Origin of the sequence: Klebsiella sp. Ech2A (assembly GCF_030078455.1) — a bacterium.
GTDB lineage: Bacteria > Pseudomonadota > Gammaproteobacteria > Enterobacterales > Enterobacteriaceae > Klebsiella > Klebsiella terrigena.
This window is the reverse complement of the sequence record NZ_JAQGFU010000007.1, coordinates 1-23473: the sequence shown is the minus strand read 5'-3', so window position 1 is coordinate 23473 and position 23473 is coordinate 1. Positions and strand designations below refer to the sequence as shown.

21 protein-coding genes are annotated in these 23473 nt (G+C 60.7%); 6 read left to right on the top strand and 15 right to left on the bottom strand.

The window, feature by feature from the left end:
• Positions 1-81: 81 nt before the first annotated feature.
• On the bottom strand, positions 82-621 hold the full coding sequence (locus PFH44_RS03240) for a PadR family transcriptional regulator (protein WP_045856752.1): 540 nt from the start codon (positions 619-621) through the stop codon (positions 82-84).
• A gap of 240 nt (positions 622-861) precedes the next feature.
• On the opposite strand from PFH44_RS03240, the gene PFH44_RS03235 reads away from it, so the two are divergent.
• Complete coding sequence (locus tag PFH44_RS03235; protein ID WP_123709010.1) at positions 862-1635, top strand: siderophore-interacting protein; 774 nt, start codon at positions 862-864, stop codon at positions 1633-1635.
• A gap of 138 nt (positions 1636-1773) precedes the next feature.
• Here PFH44_RS03235 and PFH44_RS03230 read toward each other — a convergent pair whose 3' ends face one another.
• The 4 genes from PFH44_RS03230 to dhaK form a co-directional block, all read right to left on the bottom strand.
• Positions 1774-3423: a glycerone kinase gene (locus tag PFH44_RS03230; RefSeq protein ID WP_283824279.1), complete on the bottom strand. Its 1650-nt coding sequence runs from the start codon at positions 3421-3423 to the stop codon at positions 1774-1776.
• Between the two features lie 69 nt (positions 3424-3492).
• On the bottom strand, positions 3493-4914 hold the full coding sequence (gene dhaM / locus PFH44_RS03225; protein ID WP_283824278.1) for a dihydroxyacetone kinase phosphoryl donor subunit DhaM: 1422 nt from the start codon (positions 4912-4914) through the stop codon (positions 3493-3495).
• A 10-nt stretch (positions 4915-4924) separates the two neighbouring features.
• Positions 4925-5557, bottom strand: coding sequence for a dihydroxyacetone kinase subunit DhaL (gene dhaL / locus PFH44_RS03220; protein ID WP_115191817.1), 633 nt, complete (start codon positions 5555-5557; stop codon positions 4925-4927).
• A gap of 10 nt (positions 5558-5567) precedes the next feature.
• Positions 5568-6638, bottom strand: coding sequence for a dihydroxyacetone kinase subunit DhaK (gene dhaK / locus PFH44_RS03215; RefSeq protein ID WP_045857861.1), 1071 nt, complete (start codon positions 6636-6638; stop codon positions 5568-5570).
• 595 nt (positions 6639-7233) lie between these two features.
• Here dhaK and PFH44_RS03210 point away from each other — a divergent pair.
• Positions 7234-8331: a glycerol dehydrogenase gene (locus PFH44_RS03210; protein WP_123708904.1), complete on the top strand. Its 1098-nt coding sequence runs from the start codon at positions 7234-7236 to the stop codon at positions 8329-8331.
• A gap of 117 nt (positions 8332-8448) precedes the next feature.
• A complete protein-coding gene (gene dhaR / locus PFH44_RS03205; protein WP_128877132.1) occupies positions 8449-10362 on the top strand; it encodes a dihydroxyacetone kinase operon transcriptional regulator DhaR in 1914 nt (637 codons plus the stop codon).
• A gap of 110 nt (positions 10363-10472) precedes the next feature.
• Here the strand turns inward: dhaR and ggt are convergent, their stop codons facing one another.
• From ggt to PFH44_RS03155, 10 genes are all read right to left on the bottom strand, one after another.
• Positions 10473-12095, bottom strand: a complete 1623-nt coding sequence (ggt, locus tag PFH44_RS03200) for a gamma-glutamyltransferase (RefSeq protein ID WP_283824277.1) — start codon at positions 12093-12095, stop codon at positions 10473-10475.
• Positions 12092-13603, bottom strand: coding sequence for a class I adenylate-forming enzyme family protein (locus PFH44_RS03195; RefSeq protein ID WP_283824276.1), 1512 nt, complete (start codon positions 13601-13603; stop codon positions 12092-12094). The genes ggt and PFH44_RS03195 overlap by 4 nt, the downstream gene beginning before the upstream one ends.
• The gene (locus PFH44_RS03190; protein WP_283824275.1) at positions 13596-14366 is read right to left on the bottom strand and encodes a VOC family protein; all 771 of its coding nucleotides are present in this window, start codon (positions 14364-14366) and stop codon (positions 13596-13598) included. The genes PFH44_RS03195 and PFH44_RS03190 overlap by 8 nt, the downstream gene beginning before the upstream one ends.
• On the bottom strand, positions 14363-14773 hold the full coding sequence (locus tag PFH44_RS03185; protein WP_283824274.1) for a PaaI family thioesterase: 411 nt from the start codon (positions 14771-14773) through the stop codon (positions 14363-14365). Before PFH44_RS03185 ends, PFH44_RS03190 begins: the two co-directional genes overlap by 4 nt.
• A 14-nt stretch (positions 14774-14787) precedes the next feature.
• Positions 14788-15792, bottom strand: coding sequence for a zinc-binding dehydrogenase (locus tag PFH44_RS03180; RefSeq protein WP_283824273.1), 1005 nt, complete (start codon positions 15790-15792; stop codon positions 14788-14790).
• Between the two features lie 16 nt (positions 15793-15808).
• Positions 15809-16786 (bottom strand): ABC transporter substrate-binding protein, encoded by a 978-nt coding sequence (locus PFH44_RS03175; RefSeq protein WP_283824272.1) that lies wholly within the window; start codon positions 16784-16786, stop codon positions 15809-15811.
• Positions 16787-16811: 25 nt separating this feature from the next.
• Positions 16812-17579 (bottom strand): ABC transporter permease, encoded by a 768-nt coding sequence (locus PFH44_RS03170; protein ID WP_283824271.1) that lies wholly within the window; start codon positions 17577-17579, stop codon positions 16812-16814.
• A 1-nt stretch (position 17580) separates the two neighbouring features.
• Positions 17581-18315: an ABC transporter ATP-binding protein gene (locus PFH44_RS03165; protein WP_283824270.1), complete on the bottom strand. Its 735-nt coding sequence runs from the start codon at positions 18313-18315 to the stop codon at positions 17581-17583.
• Positions 18312-19010 carry a GntR family transcriptional regulator gene (locus PFH44_RS03160; RefSeq protein WP_283824269.1) on the bottom strand — a complete coding sequence of 233 codons (699 nt, stop codon included), beginning with the start codon at positions 19008-19010 and terminating at the stop codon, positions 18312-18314. Before PFH44_RS03160 ends, PFH44_RS03165 begins: the two co-directional genes overlap by 4 nt.
• Before the next feature lie 416 nt (positions 19011-19426).
• Entirely contained in the window at positions 19427-20209 is a 783-nt protein-coding gene (locus PFH44_RS03155) for a DeoR/GlpR family DNA-binding transcription regulator (protein WP_283824268.1), read from the bottom strand.
• A gap of 134 nt (positions 20210-20343) precedes the next feature.
• On the opposite strand from PFH44_RS03155, the gene PFH44_RS03150 reads away from it, so the two are divergent.
• From PFH44_RS03150 to PFH44_RS03140, 3 genes are all read left to right on the top strand, one after another.
• Positions 20344-21321, top strand: a complete 978-nt coding sequence (locus PFH44_RS03150) for an ABC transporter substrate-binding protein (RefSeq protein WP_283824267.1) — start codon at positions 20344-20346, stop codon at positions 21319-21321.
• Positions 21322-21324: 3 nt separating this feature from the next.
• On the top strand, positions 21325-23037 hold the full coding sequence (locus PFH44_RS03145) for an ABC transporter permease (RefSeq protein WP_283824266.1): 1713 nt from the start codon (positions 21325-21327) through the stop codon (positions 23035-23037).
• Positions 23025-23473, top strand: a 449-nt coding sequence (locus PFH44_RS03140) for an ABC transporter ATP-binding protein (RefSeq protein ID WP_283824265.1), incomplete at its 3' end; no start/stop codon positions are given. The genes PFH44_RS03145 and PFH44_RS03140, both read left to right, overlap by 13 nt.

Below are 23473 nucleotides of genomic sequence, written 5' to 3'. Positions count from 1 at the left end.
CTCCGCGGGCTAAGCGCCGCGTGCTTCGCCGCGGTGCGCTTTGCCCAACGCTGGGGCAGAAAAGGGCCGGCTGGCGGCGGCTTAATCGAGCTGGGAGATCTCCATCGCCGCGCGGTCGATGACGGCAATAATCTGCTTTAGCTGCGCTTCGCTGATGGCCTGCTGATTCACTTTCAAATCCAGCACGGCTTTAAAATTTTCCAGCGCCCGCTTCATCTGCGGATTTTTACGCAGCTCGCAGCCGACCATCCGCGCCTGAAGACGCTCCCGAATGTCGGCCAGGGACTGCTGGTTTTCCGCGTGCAGGCGGCGACCCTCTTCGCTAATCGAGATTTTTTTACGCCCGTTTTCCTCTGCAACGCCGATCAGCCCCTGATCCTGCAGCAGGTCGAGGGTGGGGTAGATAACGCCGGGGCTCGGGCTGTAGTTGCCCTGGGTCAGGCCCTCTATCTCTTTGATCAGCTCGTAGCCGTGGCTGGCGCTGCGGCTGAGGATATCGAGGATAACCAGCCGCAGCTCGCCGTGGCCGAAGAAGCGCTGGCGCCGCCCGCCGCCTCTGCGCCCGCCGCGTTCAGCGTGGTGCTCGCGCGAGTCGTGGTCCTCTTCATGATGATTTCGCATCCTTATCTCCTGTTAATTTCTGATATATCTAATTTATATCTAAATTGCTTGTTGTGGCAATGCTAATCGCTGTGTGTTTTTTAATTTATTGATAGTTAATGTATTTATTCTATTTTTTGGATTTTTATGTCTTTTAGTCTGACTATATCAAAAAAGATCTTGCATTCTTTTTTAATGGCAATCATTATCATTTGCAGCAAGTTTAGATATATCTATTTAATTTCACGAAGGCCGCCGATGATGACAACAATGAAAAAAACGCAGTACCCGCAGCGCGTACAAAACGAACTCCGTTTCCGCGAGCTCACCGTGCTGCGCGTGGAGCGCGTGAGCGCTGGCTTCCAGCGCATCGTGCTGGGAGGCGACGCGCTGGATGGTTTCGTTTCGCAGGGTTTTGATGACCACACCAAGCTCTTTTTCCCGCAGGAGGGTGCGACCTTTACGCCGCCGCAGGTGACGGATGAAGGCATTAACTGGGGCGAGGGCGTGCGCCCGGCGAGCCGCGACTACACGCCGCTGTACGATGCCGAACGCCACGAGCTGGCCTATGATTTCTTTATTCATGACGGCGGTATCGCCAGCCGCTGGGCGCTGGCGGCAAGCGTCGGCGATAAGCTGGTGATTGGCGGGCCGCGCGGTTCGCTGGTGGTGCCGGAAGACTACGCCTGGCAGCTGTACGTTGGCGATGAGTCCGGCATGCCCGCGCTGCTTCGTCGCCTGCGGGCATTAAGCCAGCTGCCGGTTCCGCCGCAGGTAACGGCGATCGTCACCATCGGCGATGCGTCTTATAAAGACTATCTGGCGGAGTTTGACGGCTTCAATATTGAGTGGGTGGTGGGCCATAACCCCGCCGCGGTGGCCGAGCGTCTGGCGCAGGTGAGCGTCCCGGCGGAGGATTACTTTATCTGGGTGACCGGCGAAGGAGCGGTGGTGAAATCGCTGCTCGAGCGCTTTAAAGGGGACGAGATTGACCCGCAGCTGGTGCGCTCCCAGGCCTACTGGCACAGTAAGTAGTCAATGTAGCGAAGTCCCGGGCTGCGGCGACTGCTCTGCCCGGGCTACCTGACCAAAAACTTCCTGTATTCTCTGCATTCCCAGCATTCCCAGCATTCCCGCCGGAGCCGCGGCACCGGCGGGAATGTCTGACTGCTTCTATTTCCCCGCCAGGGCCTTAAACACCATCGCCACCGCGTGAGCGCCCGGGTCCATATTGCCCAGCAGGCTGTCGCTGTTGAGATACGACGCGCGCCCGGCGTTGGCTTTGCTGGCGTGAAGGGTGCTTTCCGCGCCGGCTTCGGCCGCAGCAAACGCCGCCTGCAGATTGTCAGGCGCGGCCAGCAGCGAGGCCAGCGCCGGCTGCAGCGCGTCAATCATGGTGCGATCGCCTTCGTCCGCCCCACCGTAAAACTTCATCTGCGCCAGGCCGGCGTTGAGCGCTTCGGCGACGCCGGCGCCCTGTTCCAGCTTCTGCCCGGCGGCGGTAAAGAAAATAGACATCAGCACGCCGCTGGAGCCGCCCATCACCACGGTCAGGCGTTCGCCGATCAGCGCAAACAGGGTGGAGAGGTCGGCGAGCGGCAGCTGCCGGCGACGCAGCAGCTCGGCCACGTCGCGCGCGCCCGCAGCGAAGGTCGACCCGGTGTCACCGTCGCCGACTTTGGCGTCCAGCGCGTTGAGGTGGGCCTCAAGGTCAGACAGCGTTGCGGTCACCGTTCCGACGTAGCCCGCCACGAGGCTATTGTCTGAAGGCTGGAACTCGACGCGGCTGCTGCGCAGCGAGCAGGGCATGACGCCGACGGCGCGCGGCTGGACCGGCTTCTGCCAGCTGGCGGTTTCCACCTCGGAGAGCAGCGCTTTCTCAATGCTCTCTTCCAGCACGATCGCGGTGATCGAGAAGCCTTTCATATCCAGAGCGGTGACCAGAGACGCCGGGCCAATCAGCCAGTCAATACGCTGATGGAGCGGCGTGTTCGCCAGCTCGCGGGTGAGGATTGCCATTTCCGCGACCGATACGCCGCCGAGATTATTGAGCATCACCGCCAGGCGGCCGGTTTCCGGCAGGGCCGCGGTCAGCTTCTCCACCATCAGCCGCATAATCTGCGCGCTGTTCTGGGTGGCGATAACCGAAGCGCCGGGCTCGCCGTGAATGCCCATCCCCAGCTCCGCCTGCTCGGGATGGTGGCGCGGGGCCGTCTCGGCATCCTGCGGCAGGTGGCAGCTGGAGAGCGCGAGGCCGAGGCTGCGGGTGTTGTTCGCCGCGTACTGCGCTTCACGCAGCACGGTCGCCAGGTTGTAGCCGCGCTCGGCGAAGTAGCCCGCCACCTTATGCACCAGGATGGTCCCGGCAATGCCGCGCGGATGCTTGTTATCCGGCAGCGAAATATCGTCGCCGACGATCAGCATCTCGACGCTGTAGCCCAGGCGACGCGCTTTCTCCGCCGCGAGGCCAAAGTTCAGGCGATCGCCGGTGTAGTTCTTAACGATCAGCAGACAGCCCGCTTCGCCGGTAACGGCCTGGATCGCCGTCAGCACCGCATCGACGCTCGGTGAGGCAAAAATATCGCCGCAGACGGCGGCGGTGAGCATGCCTTTACCAATAAAGCCCACGTGGGCCGGCTCGTGGCCGGAGCCGCCGCCGGAGATCACCGCGACGTTGCTCTTATTCAGATCGCTGCGCACGACCACGCGGATCGCCGGATCGCTCTCCAGCCGCGCCAGATTGTTCCACAGGCTGGCGATAATCGCCCCTTCAATAACGTCGCTGACGAGGCTGGTGCGCTGATTAAAAAAGAATTGAGACATAACGGTTCCTGGAGGTTGAGCGAAAACAAAATCCCCGGAGACGGCGCCTCCGGCGTGAAGTCAGCGGGGCTACCCGCGGATAATGCGCCTTCCGGCGACATCAAGGGTGATGGCATCGCCGCTGCGCAGCGTTTTCAGCGCGTCACCCTGCTGGCACAGGCAGGCGATCCCGGCCTGGCGCGCGATGATCGCGCCGTGGGAGACGTCGCTGCCTTCCTGCAGGCAGATCCCCTTTACCTGCCGGGGATCGAGCTGCACCACGGTTGAGGGGAAGATATCATCGGCGATGACGATCACCGGTTCATTCACCGCCAGCGGCACCTCGCTGCGGCCCTGAAGATGGCGCAGCGTGCGGTGGAGAAGATCTTCGATATCAATATAGCGCGCCTGCAGATAGCTATCGCTCAGCTGGCGATACTGCTGGCTGAGATCGACCAGCACCTGGTACCACGCCCACTCGGCGCAGCACTGCTCCTTGCTCAGGATAGCGCAGGCGGCGTCATAGAGATCCGGGTCGTCGAGCAGGGTGTGGTGGCCGGAGAAAATGGCCGCGATATCGGCGGAGTAGCGCTCCTCCGCCAGGCGGGTCAGGGCGTTGAGATCCGCCAGCGTCTGCTCAATGGCCTGCTTCAGGCGCCGCTGCTCTTTGGCGCTATTGGCGCTGTTTCGCCGCCGCGGCTCGGCATGCGGCAGGGGATAGAGCAGCGCCTTCCCCTGGACGCGCCCGGTGGAGGGAACGGTTGCCGCCGGGGCCGCGCCCGGCTGCTCGCCGAAGTTCTCCGCCGCCAGCGCCTGGAATGCGGCCAGCGCCGCCTCGGCATCCGGCCCGCGGGCCAGCAGCCGGAGCCTGTCGTCGCGGCGCACCTGCAGCAGCGCGATTTTATTGATGCTGTCCGGCGCCACGCACTTGCCGCCTTTCTCCAGCAGCAGATCGGCGTTGAAGCCGGCCAGCGCCGCCACCAGGCGCGAGGCCGGGCGAACGTGCAGGCCGTTGTGGTTGCTAATCACCACCGAAACCGACCGCGCGTCGTCATCTCCGGCAAAGGGGATCGCCTCAGGGGCGGCCTGGGCGGGCGACGGTAACCCCAGCTGAACGCGCTTAGCCTCCAGCGCGTTCATGGCGTCCTCGATAACCTTGTCGATCGTTGACCCGGTTGCCGCGCTGACCGTTGCCGCCAGCGTACCTTCAACCAGCGGGGCCGCGCAGAGGCGAACCTTCGCGGCGATAGCCGGATCGAGAAGATCCAGCGCCGTCTCGGCGCTCAGCAGGGCGCTGCCGATATCCATCATCACCAGCACGTGATCGGCGTCGGCTACGGATTCAATGGCCTCCATCACCTTAATGGGATCGGTGCCGATCGGGCTCTCGGGATCGTCAATCCCGGCGGCGATCGCCAGCCGGCAGCCGTCGCCGATTAACATCTGCCGGGCCAGTTCGCCGACGCCTTCGCCCAGCCGGGCGCTATGAGACACAATCACCAGGTTTACCATCGCTTTTTCCTTACTCTTTGGCTGCCGCAGCCAGCTCCTGAATCATAAACATCACCGAGGTCGCGCCCGGATCCTGATGCCCGATGCTGCGCTCGCCGAGGTAGCTGGCGCGGCCTTTGCGGGCCTGCATGGTGATGGTGGAGCGGGTGGCGATCTCCGCCTGCTTGCAGGCGGCGTCCAGCGCGGCCTGCATCGGCAGATGCTGCTCGCTGGAATGGCGCAATGATTCAACGACCGGTAGCCAGACGTCGCACATCGTTTTATCCCCCGGCTCCGCCTTGCCGCGGTTGACCACGCCGTCCGCGCCTTCGCGCATCATCTGGTACAGCTCGTCGAGGCTGAGGCTCTGGTGCGCCTGGGTTACCTGCGCCGCGCGGATAAAGAAGGTGCCGAACAGCGGGCCGCTGGCGCCGCCGACGTTGGAAAGCAGCGTCATCCCGGTATTTTTAAGGATAAAACCGATGTCCTTATCGGCAATAGAAGGCAGCTTTTCCACCACCTTGCTGAAGCCGCGATGCATGTTCAGGCCGTGGTCAGCGTCGCCGATTTCTTTATCCAGCCCGGTAAGAAAATCCCGCTCTTTGGTAAAGATCTCGCCGCAGCGATAGAGCCAGTTAACGATCTGCGTTCTGTTCAGTGACATGTTGTGCTCCTTAATGGCCCCAGTTCAGCGCCGGGGTATGGACGGGGGCATCCCACAGGGCCAGCGTCTCGTCGTCGGCCTTCAGCAGGGTGATGGAAAAGCCCACCATATCCAGAGATGTGCAGTAGCTGCCGATAAGGCTGCGGGCGATAGCGATCCCGCTCTCCTCGCAGCGTTCGGCGAGGCGGTTGTAGACGCCGTATAGCTCCGACAGCGGCGTGGCGCCGAGGTTGTTGACCAGCGCGATGACGCGGTCGCCGCTCTGTAGCGCTTTTTTCCCCTGCTGGACGTCCTGCCAGCTGCCCTTGAGCGGATCCCACTGGCGCAGGGTGCGGCTGTAGGTACCGTTTTCCAGCAGGGTGGCGAACATTTCGTCCACGGTCTGGTCGAGAGAGCTGAAGGCGCGGCGGTCAATTCCCGGTTCGCCGTGGATGCCGACGCCGAACTCCATTTCGTTATCCTGGAGCTCAAAAGAGGGCTGCCCGGCGGCCGGCACGGTGCAGGCCGCGAGGGCGACGCCGATAGAGTGGCCGAGGTTGTTGAGCCTGCGGCCCAGCTCGGCGCAGGCTTCCAGCGAATCGCCGCGTTCGGCGGCGGCGCCCACCAGCTTTTCAATCAGCACGGTGTTGGCCACGCCCCGGCGGCCGGCGGTATAGAGGCTGTCCTTCACCGCCACGTCATCGTCGATGACCACGGTGGTGACCTTGACGCCGCTCTCATGCAGTAGCTCGGTGGCGGTTTCGAAATTCAAAATATCGCCGGTGTAGTTTTTGATAATCAGCAGCACGCCTTCGCCGCCGTCGATATTCATCGCGCACTCGAACATTTTATCCGGCGTCGGCGAGGTGAAGATCTCCCCCGGGCAGGCGCCGGAGAGCATGCCCTGGCCAATGTAGCCGCAGTGCATTGGCTCATGTCCGCTGCCGCCGCCGGAGAGCAGCGCCACCTTGCCGGCAACCGGCGCATCGGCGCGGGTGACGTACACCGGATCCTGATGCAGCGTTAAGTGGGGATGGGCCTTCGCCAGGCCCGCCAGCTGTTCGCTCAGGACGTCTTCGACACGATTAATCAGTTTTTTCATCTTCATGCTCCGTCGCAGTGGTTCGATGCCGCCTCTCTGCTGGCGGAGGCGGTCATCGCGTAGGGGTTCGCCGGCCGATAGGCGCTGTCCGGCGATGTAGTGATTCTGGCTGAGTTGACGAAAAATAAAATCTGCCCGAAGTGGGTTTCATTCCGGAACGTGATTGCTAATAAATGTTCCGTAATGAAACGTTTATTGCGAAGAAAAAAGCAAAATGCGACTCAGAGCAGTTTTTTTCATACCGCCGCGAGGCGGATAAGCGGCGATCGCGAAGCGGGTTTTTAGTTTTTTTTCGCGGCCAGGAGCCGATTTCCCGGTGAGCTATGCTGCCTGCTGCGCAAATTTTCGCTGAACGGGCGGATCGGGATCGCAATCCCGGCGTTTCACCGTGATTAATGTTTCAATATGAAACGCAAAAATATTTTCTCTGTTCCATATCCGAACAAAAAGGCGAAATATTTTTTTGTTCTCCGCTCGCCCTACAGTGATTGCATCGCTCCGGCAGCGCTCCCGTTCCCCTCATTAGCAGAAGGCTGAACGCAGCGGCGCCAGAGCTCATCATGTAAAAACATGCACTTATTTGAGGGTGAAAGGAATGCTAAAAGTTATTCAATCTCCAGCCAAATATCTCCAGGGACCTGATGCATCCACGCTGTTCGGCGAGTACGCTAAAAACCTGGCGGACAGCTTTTTCGTGATTGCCGACGACTTCGTCATGAAGCTGGCGGGAGACAAGGTGCTGAACGGCCTGCACAGCCACAACATCAGCTGCCACGCCGCGCGCTTTAACGGTGAATGCAGCCATGCGGAAATTAACCGCCTGATCGCGATTCTGCAGCAGCACGGCTGCCGCGGCGTGGTGGGGATTGGCGGCGGCAAGACGCTTGATACGGCGAAGGCCATCGGCTTTTACCAGAAGCTGCCGGTGGTGGTTATCCCCACCATCGCCTCCACCGATGCGCCAACCAGCGCGCTGTCGGTTATCTACAGCGAAGCGGGCGAGTTTGAAGAGTATCTGATCTATCCGAAAAACCCGGATATGGTGGTAATGGATACGGCGATTATCGCCAAAGCGCCGGTGCGCCTGCTGGTGGCCGGGATGGGCGATGCGCTCTCGACCTGGTTTGAAGCGAAGGCCTGTTTTGACGCCAGAGCAACCAGCATGGCGGGCGGCCAGTCCACGGCGGCGGCCTTAAGCCTGGCGCGCCTGTGCTATGATACGCTGCTGGCCGAGGGCGAAAAGGCGCGTCTTGCCGCCCAGGCGGGGGTCGTGACCGATGCCCTGGAGCGCATCGTCGAAGCCAATACCTACCTCAGCGGTATCGGCTTTGAAAGCAGCGGCCTTGCCGGGGCGCATGCTATTCATAACGGCTTTACCATTCTGGAAGAGTGCCACCATCTGTACCACGGCGAAAAAGTGGCGTTTGGTACCCTGACCCAGCTGGTGCTGCAAAACAGCCCGCTGGAAGAGATCGAAACGGTGCTGAACTTCTGCCAGAAGGTGGGCCTGCCGGTGACCCTTGCGCAAATGGGCGTCAAGGAGGGCATTGAAGGGAAAATTGCGGCCGTGGCGCAGGCAACCTGCGCGCCGGGCGAAACCATCCACAATATGCCGTTCCCGGTGACCGCCAGCAGCGTCTACGCCGCGATCCTCACCGCCGACCTGCTGGGGCAGCAGTGGCTGGCGCGGTGATAGCGCGCCGGTAAGCCTCTTCTCTGGAGAGTAAAGAGGGCTTTCTCCCCTTCGGCAGCGACTGCCGGAGGGGTTGTCGTTTTTAATACGGTCGTTTTTAACACAGCGGAAACGGATATGACTGCGCAGACTCAGAGCTTTTCTTCGGTGATAACCCAGTCATGGCACCGCTGCAGTAAGTTTATGCAGCGGGAGACCTGGCAGGCGCCGCACCAGGCGCAGGGGCTGACGTTTGAATCGATCTGCCGGCGCAAGACCGCGCTGCTGACGATAGGTCAGGCCGCGCTGGAGGACGCCTGGGAGTTTATGGATAGCCGTCCCTGCGGGCTGTTTATCCTCGACGAGTCCGCCTGTATTCTCAGCCGCTGCGGCGATCCGCAGACCCTTGACCAGCTTGCCGGGCTGGGCTTTCGCGACGGCAGCTACTGCGCGGAAAGCATTATCGGCAGCTGCGCGCTCTCCCTGGCCTCGATGCTCGGGCAGCCGGTGAAAACCGCCGGCGACAGCCACTTCAAGCAGGCGCTGCGGCCGTGGTCGTTCAGCTCAACGCCGGTGTTTGATAACCACGGCCGGCTGTTTGGCTCGATCTCGCTGTGCTGCCTCACGGAGCAGCAGGCGACGTCGGACCTCTCGCTGACCCTCGCCATCGCCCGCGAGGTGGGCAACTCCCTGCTCACCGACAGCCTGCTGGCGGAGTCCAACCGCCATCTGAATCAGATGTACGGCCTGCTGGAAAGCATGGATGACGGGGTGATGGCGTGGAACGAGCAGGGGGTCCTGCAGTTTCTCAACGCGCGGGCCGCGACGCTGCTGCATCTCGACGTGCAGGCCAGCCAGGGGCGCAATATCAATGAGCTGGTGACGCTGCCGGCGCTGCTGCGCCGGGCGATTAAGCACGCGCGCGGGCTGAACCATGCGGAGGTCACCTTCGAAAGCCAGCACCAGTTTGTCGATGCGGTGATTACGCTAAAGCCGATTGTCGAAGAGCAGGGCAATAGCTTTATTCTGCTGCTGCACCCGGTGGAGCAGATGCGCCAGCTGATGACCAGCCAGCTGGGCAAGGTGAGCCACACCTTCGAGCAGATGTCGGCGGACGATCCGGAAACCCGGCGTCTGATTCATTTTGGTCGTCAGGCGGCGAGGGGCGCTTTTCCGGTGCTGCTGTGCGGGGAGGAGGGCGTCGGCAAGGAGCTGCTCGGCCAGGCGATTCATAATGAAAGCGAGCGGGCGGGCGGGCCCTATATTGCGGTGAACTGCCAGCTGTACGCCGACGGCGCGCTCGGGCAGGACTTTATGGGCAGCGCGCCGACCGACGACGAAAACGGTCGCCTGAGCCGGCTGGAGCTGGCCAACGGCGGTACTCTGTTTCTGGAAAAAATCGAATACCTGGCGCCGGAGCTGCAGTCGGCGCTGCTGCAGGTCATTAAGCAGGGCGTATTAACCCGCCTCGACGCCCGCCGCCTGATCCCGGTGGACGTCAAGGTGATCGCCACCACCACCGTCGACCTCGCCAACCTGGTGGAGCAGAACCGCTTTAGCCGCCAGCTGTACTACGCCCTGCACTCGTTTGAGATCGTTATTCCCCCGCTGCGGGCGCGGCGCAACAGCATCACCTCGCTGGTGCATAACCGCTTGCGGAGCCTGGAAAAGCGCTTTTCGTCGCGCCTGAAGGTGGACGACGACGCCCTGGCGCAGCTGGTGAACTACTCGTGGCCCGGGAATGATTTTGAACTGAACAGCATTATTGAAAACGTCGCGATCAGCAGCGATAACGGGCACGTGCGCCTGAGCAACCTGCCGGAGTACCTGTTTACCGAGCGTACCGGCAGCGATACCTCCTCTTCGCTGCTCCCCGCCAGCCTGACGTTTAGCGCCATTGAAAAAGAGGCGATTATCCACGCCGCCAGGGTGACCAGCGGCCGCATCCAGGAGATGTCGCAGCTGCTGAATATCGGGCGCACCACGCTGTGGCGCAAGATGAAGCAGTATGACATCGACGCCGGCCAGTTTAAGCGTAAACGTCTGGAGTAGGGCCGCCGAGCCCTTTTGCTGCGCCATCTCCTGGTCATCTGGATTCCGTCATCCGCAATTCCAATTTGAAGGGCCGCGCCTGGCGAAATGACAAGAGCAGCCCTTTTACATCAAAACCCCAGCGCCTGCCCGTCGCGGCGGCTGTCGCTGGCGGCGACATAGCCGTGATTCGGGTCATCCGACAGCCGCCAGATAAATTGCCCGGCGCCAAAATCCATATAGGGATCGTCCACGGCTTTAAGCCGATGCCCGCGGGACTGTAGCTGCTGCGCCACTGCCGGGTCAAAACCCGTTTCCAGATCGAGGGTAAAATCCCGGTTAACCTTCCAGCGTGGAGCATCACAGGCCGTCTGGGGTTGCTGATGAAAATCCAGCATGCGGACCAGCGTTTGCACATGGCCCTGGGGCTGCATATCGCCGCCCATGACGCCAAAACTCATCTGTGGCTGACCCTCTTTGGTCAGGAACGCCGGGATAATGGTATGGAAGGGACGTTTTCCTGGCTCCAGCACATTGGCTGATTTGGGATCGCTGGAGAATCCGGCTCCCCGGTTTTGCAGGCTGATGCCATATTCCGGCACCACCACGCCCGAACCGAAGCCCATATAGTTGGACTGAATAAAGGAGACCATCATGCCCTGTTCGTCAGCGGTGGTAAGATACACGGTGCCGCCGGTACGCGGCACTCCCGCCGTGGGCAGGCTGGCGCGCGTCAGGTCAATTTGGGCGGCACGCTGTTGCAGGTAGCTGCTGTCCAGCATTTGTTGGGGGGTGATTTCCATTGATCTCGGATCGGCCACGTAACGATAGACATCGGCAAAGGCCAGTTTCATCGCTTCAATTTGCAGATGCTGCGCATCAATGCCATCCAGCACCAGGCTGGCAAGATCAAACTGTTCCAGAATGCCCAGCGCTATCAGCGCCGCAATACCCTGCCCGTTCGGGGGGATCTCATGCACATCATAACCGCGATAGCGCTGGCTGACGGGCGTCACCCATTCCGGCTGATACGCCTGTAAATCCTGCAGTGTCAGGCTGCCTCCCGTTTGCTGTGACCAGCTCACCATGGCGTCGGCCATTTCGCCTTCATAAAACGCCCGGGCGCCCTGGTCGGCCAGCAGGCGCAGAGTTCTCGCGGCAGCTGGAAAACGAAACAACTCCCCGGTTTGCGGCGCTCGGCCATCGGGCATGAACACATCGGCAAAACCAGGCTGCTGCGCAAGGAGCGGAACGGCCGCCTGCCATTTACGGGCCACCATCGGCGCCAGCGTTACGCCACGTTCGGCAATATCAATGGCGCTGTGCATCAGGCGGGAGAACGGGAGTTTGCCGAACCGCCGATGTAACGCTTCCCAGCCGGCGATGGCGCCCGGCACCGTGACGGTATCCCAGCCTCGTTCCGGACGTTTTGCCAGCCCAGAGGTATCGTCACCGTAGCGGCGATGAAAATAGTTCAGGTCCCAGGCAGCCGGAGCGGGGCCGGAGGCATTCAACCCATGCAGCTGCCCGTCGGCCCATATCAGCGCAAAGGCGTCGCTGCCCAACCCGTTTGACACCGGCTCTACGATGGTCAATGTGGCGGCGGTGGCGATGGCGGCATCCACCGCGTTGCCGCCTTCCAGCAATATACGATTGCCTGCCTGCGCCGCCAGCGGATGTGACGTGGAGACGATGTTACGGGCGAATACCGGCGTACGCGGCGTATGATACGGGTTATGCCAGTTAAAATTCATGGTTGTTCCCCCTGTTGTACGCGTTGTTCCGCCGCTGACTGTAATGCCCGGCGGTCAACTTTATTGGTGCCTGCCAGCGGGAAGCCTCCCGTCAGCCAGATATGGCGCGGATGTAAATATGCAGGCCCCTGCTGCAGAACCCAGCTTTTCAGCGCCTGAGGGTCGAGGTTTTCTCCGGCGCGAGGGATCACCCAGGCGACGGGCTTCTGGCCTTTGATATCGTCCACCACCGGTACCACACAGGCCTGTTGTACCTGAGGGTGGCTTTCCAGCAGTTTCTCCACCTCGCCCGGCCAGATATTTTCACCACCGCAGACGAACATGTCGTCATGACGGCCGATGAACCAGAAAAAGCCCTGCTCATCCCGCCGGAACACATCGCCGGTAATGTAGTAACCGTCATCGGTAAACGGCACAGGCACATCGGGACGCTGGTGATAGCCTTGCATCAGCGCCGGGCTTTTCATCTCCAGCACGCCTTCATCCGCCAGCGTGCCGTCACCGTTGCGCAGCCGTACGCTGACCGCCTGATGGGGATAGCCCGGGGAGCCTGTGGGCGTTGTCAGCCCCTGCGGATGGGGCGCAAAGACCACCGGTCCGGCTTCCGTGGTGCCGTAGGCATTAATGATGCGCGCCTGCGGCAGCCAGTGGCGTAGTGACCGATAGAGGCCGTCGCTTACCGGCGCCGATCCCATTCGAATCACCCGTACGCAGGAGAGATCGCTGGTCGCCAGCAGATCTTTTTCCTGCAACATCATCGCCAGCATGGGCGGGACGGCTGTGAGCCAGGTGCAGCGATAGTGGCCCACCGCCCGGAGATATTCACGGGCGGTAAACTGCGGCAGCAGCACCGTAGTCACCTGGCTTGCGAGCGTCAGCAGCGCCAGCGCCAGCGCGTTCATATGGTAAAACGGCGCGGCAATCAGCACGCGCTCACCCGTCAGTTCCCGGTTTGCCAGACGCGTGGCCACCACCCAGCGGTGGCTGGCATGCGTCAGGCGCACGCCTTTCGGCATCCCGGTAGAACCGGACGTGTAGAGCATCAGAGCGAGATCGTCGTCAGCAGGGATAAAGCAGTTCAGCTCTCCGGGCAGTCGCAGGGCCTCCAACTCGGCGCCAAAACTGATGCGAGGCTGATGACAGGTGACGCGGGCAAGCTGCTCTGCATCGCCCAGCAGCAGATAGCTGCCGCTGTCCGTCAGGATGCGCTCAATGGTACTGACCGGAAAACGAAAGTTTATCGGTACCGCCACCAAACCGGCGCGCATAATCCCCAGCAGGCTGGCCATATAGTCAATGGAATTCCGCGCCAGGATGGCCACGCGCGTTCCGGCAGGCCAGTTAAATTGCTTCAGGCCGAGGCCAATGGCGTCCGCCCGATCGTTCAACTGTCGGAAGGTTATTTCCCGCTGCGCGCCATCCGCCTGGGGGGTTATAAAAGCCGTCCGATCGCTGTGGCGCAGGGAGGGACGGAAGGCGCCGAGGTTGTCAGGTAAGGTATCAGTCATGGTTAAACTCCAGCACCAGCGAGAGGGCGGGGATCGCCACGCTCAGGTAGCCATGGTGTTGTTGCAGGGGAAAATGCTGTTGTTCTGCCGCTGCGGCGATTGCCCCGGCGTCAGCGCCGGAAATCCGGATACAGGCAAACCGGCTTTCGCGGTCATCTGCAAGCGGCAATAGCGCACCATATTGCGCCTGCCATGCGGCGTAACTTGTCACCTGTAACAGGTCGGTATCCCCCAGCCTGGCGTAATTTTTGCGGGTGGCTGCCGGATCTCGCGCCACCACGGTTAGTCCCTGAATTCTGCCCGGCTGTAACCACTCGTCACGCCACACCCATTCCGGAGTGTGGTGCTGGCAGAAATAGATTCTCCCTGCGCTGAAGCTTCCGGGCGTCAGACGCACGGTGCTGAAACGAGCCTCCCCTGTCTCCTCGCCGCTGGCGACATGACGGGAAAAATGCTGTACCGGTTGCACGTTGAACCCTGCATCCTGCAGGATGCCTTCCGTCTGTGCCGCGTCATCGCTGGCAAAGACCAGCCCGTCAATACCCGGCGGCGTATCCAGTAGTTCCCGGCGTAGCGGCTCCCCCTGCGCGGGCAGGCCAATCAGCTCCAGATAGTGGTCAGCAAACACGATCAAATGGTTGATCGAACCGAGGCTGTGATAGCCCCGCGGGGTTAAGGTGAAACCCAGCGCCCGGAACAGCGTTGCGCTATCATCCAGCGCAAAATGGCTGTTGATCACCAGATGATCCAGTTTCAGACTCATGCCGCCCCCTGCTGCGCCGGCGTGGCGTACAAACCACGTCCGCTGGCCACCAGACGGCCTTCGGCGTCATAAACCCAGGCTTCAGCGCTGGATGCCAGTTTGCCGTGTTTAATCACTTTTGCTTTCACCGTGAGGTCACCGCGGGCCGGGCGATGGTAATCCACATGCAGGTTGAGCGTGGGGACGCCCCTGTGGGTCCATGCCGCCAGCGCCCAGTCGGCGGCGAGGTCAATCAGCGTGGCGAGAATACCGCCGTGGATGTAGCCTCCGACCGGGTTAACAACAAACTCCTCCCGGAAGGGCAGCGTCAGGGTAATTTCCCCTTCGCCGGCCTGCGTGACTTTGAGCCCCAGCCACTGGTGATAAGGGCCGTTCAGTAATTTTTGTTCGATGTCCTGCGCGTTCATTTTTTTCTCCGGAATCAGGGGGTGACGATCACTTTGCCCAGTACTTCACGGTCGCGGATCAGGCGTAGCCCTTCAGCGGCTTGCGCCAGGGGCAGAACCCTATCGATCAGCGGAGCGATACTGCCTTCGGCTACCATCGTCAGCAGGGCGGTGAGGTTTTCTGTATAAAAACTGTTGGAGCCTTTAATATTCAGTTCAAAACTCCAGACGTAACGCAGGTCTTCCTGCGGGTCATAGCCAGCAGTCGCGCCGCATACCAGCAGCGTGCCGCCCCGTTTCAGGCATTTCAATGAAGGCCGCCAGGTGTCGCCGCCGGTAAAGTTGATCACCACATCCACCCCACCCTCATAAGTGCGGCGCTGAGGTTTACCGTATTTTTCAATCGCCCAGCGGGAGAAATCCTGTTCGCGGTAGTTGACCACATGATCGGCGCCGAACGAGCGCAGCGCAGCGGCTTTTTCATCGCTGCCCGCACAGGCAATCACCTCCGCGCCAAGGTGTTTCGCCAGCACCACGCAGGCGGTGCCGACCCCCCCGCTGGCGCCGAGGATCAAGACCTTATCGCCTGCCTTAACGGTGTTGTGGGTGATTAACATGCGGTGGGCGGTGCCATACGCCACCGGCAGCGCGGCTGCCTGCTCAAAGGTCACTCCTTCCGGCAGGGCGATAAGCTGGCGGGCATCTACCAGCGCATACTCCGCCATACCGCCATCGGTCATCTCCCCCATCAAACCCACCTCGGGCTTCAGCGGGTTAATCAGCACCCGATCGCCGATGTTCCAGCCCGTCACCCCTTCACCGAGGCTGTCAATCGTGCCCGCCAGATCCAGCCCTGGAACGACCGGCAAAGGGACTTTAATGCCCGGCATGCCCTGGACGGTAAAGACATCGTGATAGTTAAACGAGGAGGCCCCGACACGTACCACCACATGCCCGGCCTGCGCCTGGGGAGTAGATTTGTGTTCATCAATCTGCAGTTGCTCAAGGCCACCGTGCTGCGGTAATACCAGCGCTTTCATTATATTGTTCTCCAGGTTATTTCAGATTTTTCGAAGCCAGGTAAGGACGCGGGTCGAACAGGTCATCGTTCAGTCCGCCTTTAATCGCACCGCTGCTGAGCAGCACGGCGTGTTCGCGTTTCAGGGTTTCAATGTCAGCGGGTTCAAAGGACATCTGGTTCATGCGATCCCACAGGCTGACATAAGCGCGCGCCTGGTCTTCCGGCAGGCTGGCTTTGGTTTTCAGGATATTGACCACTTCATCCGGGTTAGCGCGCCCCCAGTCGAGAGTGTCGCGCAGGGCGGCGATGACTTTAGCCACGGTTTCCGGATGCTGGCTTACCCACTCGCTGCGTACGGTGCCAACGCCGATGTACGGCAAGGCATCGCTGTGCGTCAGTTTTTTCCATTCATCTGCAAAGGTACTGATGATGCGTAATTTCAGTTCGGGTAGCTGATTAACGGTCAGGGTTCGTAGCGCGGCGGCATCCACCTGCTTTTGCGCCAGGAACTGCGCCAGTCGAGACTCATTGCCTCCCATCAGTGAAAACTGGTTCGCGGCAATACCCGCATTTTCCTGTAACAGGGTGCTGCCAATCACGGCCACGGAAGAACCGGCAGGAGACATCCCCACTTTTTTGCCTTTGAGCTGCGACAGTTCAGTAATCGGGGAGCTTTCCGGTACCACAAACGCCACATCGGCGGGTTGAGTGGCGGCAAATATTTTCACCGGCAACCCTTCTGCAGCCACGCTGAAGACGCCGGCAACCGGTGCGCCAAAGGCTAGATCAATGGAGCCGGATGCCAGGGCTTTCAGTGGCGCATTGACGTCCGGGAAGTGGATAAACTCGGCATCGACGCCCCGTTTTTTCAGGAAGTCCTGGCTTTCCAGCACGGCGCCGTAGCCGAGGCTGACGCCGGAGGTCCAGTAACCGATACGCACTTTGCCATTGGCAACGCTGAGCTGCGGCAGGAGTCCCGCCAGCATGGCGAACACAATAAACAGCTTTTTCATTTGATTACCCCAGATTTAGTGAATGTTATGACCGTTTTTTCCAGCGGAACAAATGACGTTCCAGTGGTTTCAACAGGCCGCCTTCCAGTAGCAACATCAGCGAGACGAGCAGCAGCGTCCAGGCGAACACCTGGCTGGTTTGCACCAGATCGCCTGCCTGACGCAGGCGATAGCCAATGCCATCGGATGAGCCCAGCGTTTCAGCCACCAGTGACACGCGCCAGCCGAAGCCAAAGGCAAGGCGGGCGCCGGAAAAGAAGTAGGGGAGGATGGTGGGCAGATAAATTTTGCATAACGTCTGCCAGCGGCTCATGCGGAAACTGCGGGCCAGTTCGACATACTGCGCCTCCACGTTTTGCGCCCCCTGCCAGACGTTAGTCAGGATCAGCGGCATGGAGGTCATAAACACCACGAAAACGGTAGTGGCATCGGAAATGCCAAACCAGATAATGGCGAAGATTGCCCAGATGGCCGAGGAGACGGTGTTAAACACCGCCAGCAGCGGTTCGCAAAAACGCGCCACCCGCGGGCTGGCACCTAACACCAGCCCGAATACGGTTCCCACCAGCGCCGCCAGCACAAATCCCGAGACCACGCGGCTGAAGGTCGCGCCGATGTCGTGCAGCAGCGTTTCTCCCTGCCACAGGGCCAGCAGCGCCTGCCAGGTTGCAGCAGGACCGGGTAGCACAAAGGCCGGGAGATGTTGTGACCCCAGCCACCAGACGATAAGAAAAATCCCCAGCAGAATAATTCGCTGCAGCAGCAGACTTAGGGAGCGTGACAGATGCTTCATCTCATACCTCAAGACGTAACAGGCGAATCTGTTCATTCACCTCGGGAGTGGTGGCGATACGCGGGCGTGACAGGTTTAAAACCGCCTCCTTGTGAATGCGCCCCGGATGCGGTTTCAACACCACGACCCGATCTGCCAGTACCACCGCCTCTTCCACATCATGTGTCACCAGGACCACGGTCATGCCAGTCAGTTGCTGAATGCGCAGTAATTCGTCATGCATGGTGCTGCGGGTTTGTGGATCCAGGCGTGAGAAGGGTTCATCCATCAGCAGGATTTGTGGCTGCACCACAAGGCTTCGGGCCAGCGCCACGCGACTGCGCATCCCGCCGGATAATTGATGTGGCCAGTGATGGGCAAAAGGGGACAGGCCAACCAGCGTCAGGGCGTCGGCCACCCGCTGGCGGCGTTCTTCTTTGCGGAGCGCGCTGTTTTCCAGACCGAAATTGACGTTTTGCTCGACAGAGCGCCACGGCAGCAGGCGGTCTTCCTGAAACAGATAGGCAATACGCTGCCAGTGTTGAAACTGTCTGGCCGGGATACCCTGAATCGCGATGTCACCGCGGTCTGCCGTTAACAGGCCGGAGATCAGATTTAAGAGCGTGCTTTTGCCGCCACCGGATGCCCCCAACAGCGCGACGATTTCTCCCTGGTGAATGGTTAAGGAAATATCGTTCAGCACATTTTGGCTGGCAAAGGATTTACTGACGCTGCGTAATTCAATCGCCGGGCTCATCCAAAGATCTCCCGTGGTAATACCGGTAATAACGTGCCTTCTTTGCTCAGGGTGGCGTAGATTTTTTCCAGTGTCATCGCCTGAAAAGTTTCAATATGTCGGCGGGCAATAAATTCCACGCGTTTGGCGTCACCTTCAATAAAGGCATCAATCATGGCGTTATGATCGTGTTTAATTTCCGGCTTAATACGCTGGACGTTAAATCCCAGTGCTACCAGACGGGCCATTTCATCCATTAATCCGGAGAGCGTGCGAATTAAATGATCGTTACCTGTGGCTTCCGCAATAGTTAAATGAAAACGTTTATTGGCATTCATAAATACATCAATGCGCGTGGATAACGGCGCCGCGACTTCCACCCGACATTCGGCTTCGAGCGTTTTCAGAAGTTCAATATCCACCTTTCCCACCGCCAGTCGTGCCGCCAGCGGTTCCAGCGCGGCGCGCACCGTGAATATTTCTTCCACGTCCTGCACCGTCACTGGCGCGATACGATAGCCTTTACGCGGGCGCGAAATAACCAGTTTTTCATGGCTCAGGCGCGTCAGCGCCAGGCGGATGGTGCTTTTCCCGGACTCATAGCGTTCCATCAGTTCGGATTCTGTCACCAGTGTCCCGGGTAACAGGCGACAGGTCAGAATATCACGGCGAATAGTGTGATAAGCCCGATCGCTTAAAGATGAAGAATCGCTCATTCCGGCCTCTTAATTTGTTTTTGTGAGCAGCTCACAGGGTATTATTGAATATCCTAGTGAGGCCATTCTGAAACAGTACTGGAGAGTGTTCTAATAATTAAATCAGGAATACAATGCGAAAATTTGCATGTGCTGAGCAGCTCAGAGTGGAGGGAAAGGTTTTTTTTCTGGGGGGGGATCTGCAGGGCTGTGAGCATCCCATTTCATTCAGAATATGTACATTAGCAGATAAAGTTATTCGTTCTGATTTCGATATCCGCGGTACCCTGGTTGGACATGTTCCTGTCGAATAGGGAATATTGATATGGCTGAAATGGTTGTAATTGTCTCTGCTGATTATCGCTATTTCGCCAGCACCGGATGAAACCGTACGCAATCGACGCTGGCCTGTTTAAGCGCAAGCCTCTGGAGTTGGCTCATCCGCCGGACAGCGTTTCGGCGGCGTCGCGGCACAGCCACTGCGTCCGGCGCTGCGCCAGCCCCGCCCGCTGCTGCGCCGTCGGGGGGCGCTCGCTGACGACGTAGTCAAAATCACCGACGTGGCCGTTGCGGCACAGCGCCGTGCGGCCAAACTTGGTGCTGTCGATCGCCAGCACCGTGACGTCCGCGCCGGCGGTTAACGCCCGCCGCGCCACCACTTCATCATCGTTAAAATCGTACAGCTCGCCGGCGTCGCCGATACCCCCGACGGAGACCACGCCAATATCCACCCGATAGCGGCTAAAGAACGCCAGGGCGTCGCCGCCGATAATATCCAGATCGCGCTTGCGGATACGCCCGCCGGCTATCGTCAGCGCGCAGTCGGGAAGCTGGCTGAGCGGCTGCGTGGCGTGCAGATTATTGGTGAAGACGGCGAGAGAAACGCTCTTCGGCAGGGCGCGCGCCACCATCTCCACCGTGGTGCCGGTGCCGAGGAAGCAGCTTTGCGCCCCGCAGAGCAGCCGCGCAACCCGCTCGCCAATCCAGCGTTTGCCGTTGATATTGACGATCTCCCGCTGCTGATAAGCGATATTTTCGCGGGCGAAAGGCGCGACCAGGCCGTGGCGGCGCAGCAGCAGCCCCTGCGCCGTTAAGTCTCGCAGATCGCTGCGTATGGTCTGCAGCGATACGCCAAAGTGCCTGGAGAGCGCTTCAATGCTGATTTCGCCGCGTTCTGTCGCCAGCGCGACAATGGCGCTGCGACGGGTTTCCGGTGTCATATTCCCTTCCTGCCACGCTATTTTCGGCCATGCTAGCGCGGCAATGTGAAGCTATGACTACGAAAGAAGGTGGTCATATTTTTGTCAGATTCCCCTGTTTTAATCGTCGCAACGAAAACACCGGGGACGGAACGATGAATAAAAAAAACGTGCTGGCGGCGATGATGCTAACCATCATGAGCGCATCGGCTTTTGCCAAATCGACGCTGACGCTCTATACCAGCCAGCCCAACGAAGACGCGCAGACCACCGTCAGCGCCTTTGAAAAAGCGCATCCCGATATTGAAGTGAAATGGATCCGTGACGGAACCACCAAGCTGACCGCCCGCCTGCAGGCCGAGCTCGCCGCCGGCGCCGCCGCGCCGGACGTGCTGCTGATCGCCGATAGCGTCACCATGGAGGCCCTGAAGCAGCAGAATTTACTGGCCGGCTATCGCTCGCCGCAGGCCGCCCGCTTTGACGCGCAGCTGTATGATAAAGACGGCTACTACTACGGCACTAAGCTGATCACCACCGGCATTGCCTGGAATACCAGGGCGCCGGTTAAACCCACCTCCTGGCTGGACCTCCTCAAGCCGGAGCTGAAGAACATGACCACGCTGCCCAGCCCGCTCTACTCCGGCGCGGCGCAAATCCATCAGGCGACGCTGATGAACGCTCCCGACCTCGGCTGGCAATACTACGAGAAGCTAAAAGCGAACGGCGCGATGCCGCAAAGCGGCAACGGCGCGGTAATGAACGCCATCGCTTCCGGCAGCAAGGCCTACGGCGTGCTGGTGGACTACATGGCCATTCGCGAAAAGGCCAAGGGAGCGCCCATCGAGTTTACCTTCCCGAAAGAGGGCGTCAGCATCGTGACCGAGCCGGTGGCGATGCTGAAGAACGCCAAAAACCCGCAGGCCGCGAAGGCGTTTATCGACTTCTTACTCTCGACCGAGGGGCAGAAGCTGGTGCTGCAGCAGGGCTACCTGCCGGCCGATGCTTCTCTGCCGGTGCCGAAGGGCTTTCCGCCGCGCGACAGCATTAAGCTGATGCCGTTCGACGCCGCCAAAGCGCTGGCCGACACCGAGGCTAACAAAAAGCGCTTCGCCGACCTGTTCGGCAGCCGCTAATCGATGAGCGATATGACCCTGCGGCAAAACGCCGGCGGCGGCTCCTTGAAGGGGCTGCTGTGGCTGCTATTATGCCTGGTGGCGCTGGTCAGCCTGCTGCCCAGCCTGCGCCTGCTCATTGCGGCGCTGCTCGACTGGCGGCAGGGCAGCGACAGCAGCCTGTGGCGCGTGCTGAGCAACCCCGCGACCTGGAGCGCGCTGTATAACAGCCTGTATACCAGCGGGCTGGGCACGCTGATTTCGCTGCTGCTTGGCAGCCTGTTCGCCTTTTGCCTGGCGCTGACCAATATCCGCTTTAAGCCGGTGTGGGTGTTCCTGTTTATGCTGCCGATGATGATCCCGCCGCAGGTCACCGCCCTGAGCTGGCTGCAGCTGTTCGGGCCGAGCAGCATTCTGCTCAACAGCCTCGGCCTGGCGCCGGGATTTGGCAGCGCTAATCCGCTCTACTCCGCCGAGGGCATCGCCCTGCTGCTCGGCATTCAGCATGCGCCGCTGGTGTTTCTGGCCCTGCGCACGCAGCTGCAGTGCCTGCCGAAGGAGCATATCGAAGCGGCCAGGCTCAACGGCGCCTCGCTGTGGCGGGTCTTTTTCGATATCGTGCTGCCGCTGTGCCGCACGGCGCTATGGGGCGGGGCGGCGATTGCCTTTGTTTCCGCCCTCGGCAACTTCGGCATTCCGGCGATGCTGGGGATCCCCATCTCTTTATTTGTGCTGCCGGTCTATATCTACCAGACGCTCTCCAGCTTCGGCCCGTCGATGCTCAACGAGGTGGCGGCGCTGTCGGTGCTGATGGGCGTGCTGGCGATCGGGATCGTTATCGTCCAGGGCCACATGCAGCGCCGCTACGCGCTGCCGCTGATTGGCATGGCTGGGCGTGGGCTGGGGTTCTCGCTGGGTAAGTGGCGGCTGGCGACGGAGGCGCTGCTGGGCGTCGTGCTGTTCGCTATTCTGGTGGCGCCGCTGCTGGCGCTGATTGCGACCTCGCTGGTGCCGACGCCCGGCGTGCCGCTCAACGGCGAGACCCTGACCTTTGCCGCCTGGCGCGGCGTCGTTGACGCGCAGAGCGCCACCTGGCGGGCGCTGAGCAACAGCATGCTGCTCTCGATGTGCGCCGCGGCGGTGCTGATGCTGATCAGCCTGCCGCTGGCGTGGCTGCTGGTGCGCCATCCTTCCCGGCCGCTGCGCTGGCTGCACAACCTTATCGATATTCCCTACCCCCTGCCCGGCGTGGTGCTGGCGATCGCCTGCATTCTGCTGTTTGCCCGCCCGCTGCCGCTGCTGAATATCAGCCTTATCGGCACGCTGACGATTATCTTTTTCGCCTATCTTGCCCGCTTCCTTACCGTCTGCCTGAAGCCGGTGCACAACAGCATGCTGCAGCTGGACCCGGCGATGGAGGAGGCCGCCAGCCTCGCCGGAGCGAACGTTTCGCAGCGCCTGCGCCACATCGTACTGCCGCTGATGGCGCCGGCGGCGTTTGCCGGCGCGCTGCTGGTGTTCCTCTCCGCCGTCAACGAGCTGACGGTATCGGCGCTGCTGTGGAGCGCCGGGAAAGAGACGCTGGGGGTGATGATTTTCAATCTTGATGAGAGCGGGGATAAGGTGCTGGCGTCGGCGGTGTCGGTACTGGTGGTGGCGCTGGTGGCGGTGGTGATGCTGCTGCTCAGCGCGCTCGGACGATATTTACCCAAAGGAGTGATTCCATGGCAGAACTGAGGCTGGAGCGGCTCAGCAAAGTATTTGGCAACCAGACCGTGGTGCGGGATCTCAATCTGACCATCCCGCAGGGCGCCTTTACCGCGCTGCTGGGGCCGAGCGGCTGCGGCAAAACCACCACGCTGCGCATTCTTGCCGGCCTCGAGCAGCTGAGCGACGGGCGCCTGCTGCTGGGCGATCGCCTGCTGGCGGATAGCGCCGTCCACCTGCCGCCGGAGCAGCGCGATATGGGGATGGTGTTTCAGTCCTACGCCCTGTGGCCGCACATGACCGTGGCGGAGAACGTCGGCTATCCGCTGAGGCTGCGTAAGGTTAACGGCGCGGCCCGGCAGAAGCGGGTGATGGAGGCGCTGGAGGTGGTTGAGCTCGGGGCCTATGCCGGGCGTTCGCCGCAGGAGCTGAGCGGCGGCCAGCGTCAGCGGGTGGGGATCGCCAG

What these genes read in the sequence shown, in the direction of transcription:
- PFH44_RS03240 (WP_045856752.1), bottom strand. Translation starts at nt 621, where the DNA reads ATGCGAAATCATCATGAAGAGGACCACGACTCGCGCGAGCACCACGCT.
- PFH44_RS03235 (WP_123709010.1), top strand. Translation starts at nt 862, where the DNA reads ATGACAACAATGAAAAAAACGCAGTACCCGCAGCGCGTACAAAACGAA.
- PFH44_RS03230 (WP_283824279.1), bottom strand. Translation starts at nt 3,423, where the DNA reads ATGTCTCAATTCTTTTTTAATCAGCGCACCAGCCTCGTCAGCGACGTT.
- dhaM (WP_283824278.1), bottom strand. Translation starts at nt 4,914, where the DNA reads ATGGTAAACCTGGTGATTGTGTCTCATAGCGCCCGGCTGGGCGAAGGC.
- dhaL (WP_115191817.1), bottom strand. Translation starts at nt 5,557, where the DNA reads ATGTCACTGAACAGAACGCAGATCGTTAACTGGCTCTATCGCTGCGGC.
- dhaK (WP_045857861.1), bottom strand. Translation starts at nt 6,638, where the DNA reads ATGAAAAAACTGATTAATCGTGTCGAAGACGTCCTGAGCGAACAGCTG.
- PFH44_RS03210 (WP_123708904.1), top strand. Translation starts at nt 7,234, where the DNA reads ATGCTAAAAGTTATTCAATCTCCAGCCAAATATCTCCAGGGACCTGAT.
- dhaR (WP_128877132.1), top strand. Translation starts at nt 8,449, where the DNA reads ATGACTGCGCAGACTCAGAGCTTTTCTTCGGTGATAACCCAGTCATGG.
- ggt (WP_283824277.1), bottom strand. Translation starts at nt 12,095, where the DNA reads ATGAATTTTAACTGGCATAACCCGTATCATACGCCGCGTACGCCGGTA.
- PFH44_RS03195 (WP_283824276.1), bottom strand. Translation starts at nt 13,603, where the DNA reads ATGACTGATACCTTACCTGACAACCTCGGCGCCTTCCGTCCCTCCCTG.
- PFH44_RS03190 (WP_283824275.1), bottom strand. Translation starts at nt 14,366, where the DNA reads ATGAGTCTGAAACTGGATCATCTGGTGATCAACAGCCATTTTGCGCTG.
- PFH44_RS03185 (WP_283824274.1), bottom strand. Translation starts at nt 14,773, where the DNA reads ATGAACGCGCAGGACATCGAACAAAAATTACTGAACGGCCCTTATCAC.
- PFH44_RS03180 (WP_283824273.1), bottom strand. Translation starts at nt 15,792, where the DNA reads ATGAAAGCGCTGGTATTACCGCAGCACGGTGGCCTTGAGCAACTGCAG.
- PFH44_RS03175 (WP_283824272.1), bottom strand. Translation starts at nt 16,786, where the DNA reads ATGAAAAAGCTGTTTATTGTGTTCGCCATGCTGGCGGGACTCCTGCCG.
- PFH44_RS03170 (WP_283824271.1), bottom strand. Translation starts at nt 17,579, where the DNA reads ATGAAGCATCTGTCACGCTCCCTAAGTCTGCTGCTGCAGCGAATTATT.
- PFH44_RS03165 (WP_283824270.1), bottom strand. Translation starts at nt 18,315, where the DNA reads ATGAGCCCGGCGATTGAATTACGCAGCGTCAGTAAATCCTTTGCCAGC.
- PFH44_RS03160 (WP_283824269.1), bottom strand. Translation starts at nt 19,010, where the DNA reads ATGAGCGATTCTTCATCTTTAAGCGATCGGGCTTATCACACTATTCGC.
- PFH44_RS03155 (WP_283824268.1), bottom strand. Translation starts at nt 20,209, where the DNA reads ATGACACCGGAAACCCGTCGCAGCGCCATTGTCGCGCTGGCGACAGAA.
- PFH44_RS03150 (WP_283824267.1), top strand. Translation starts at nt 20,344, where the DNA reads ATGAATAAAAAAAACGTGCTGGCGGCGATGATGCTAACCATCATGAGC.
- PFH44_RS03145 (WP_283824266.1), top strand. Translation starts at nt 21,325, where the DNA reads ATGAGCGATATGACCCTGCGGCAAAACGCCGGCGGCGGCTCCTTGAAG.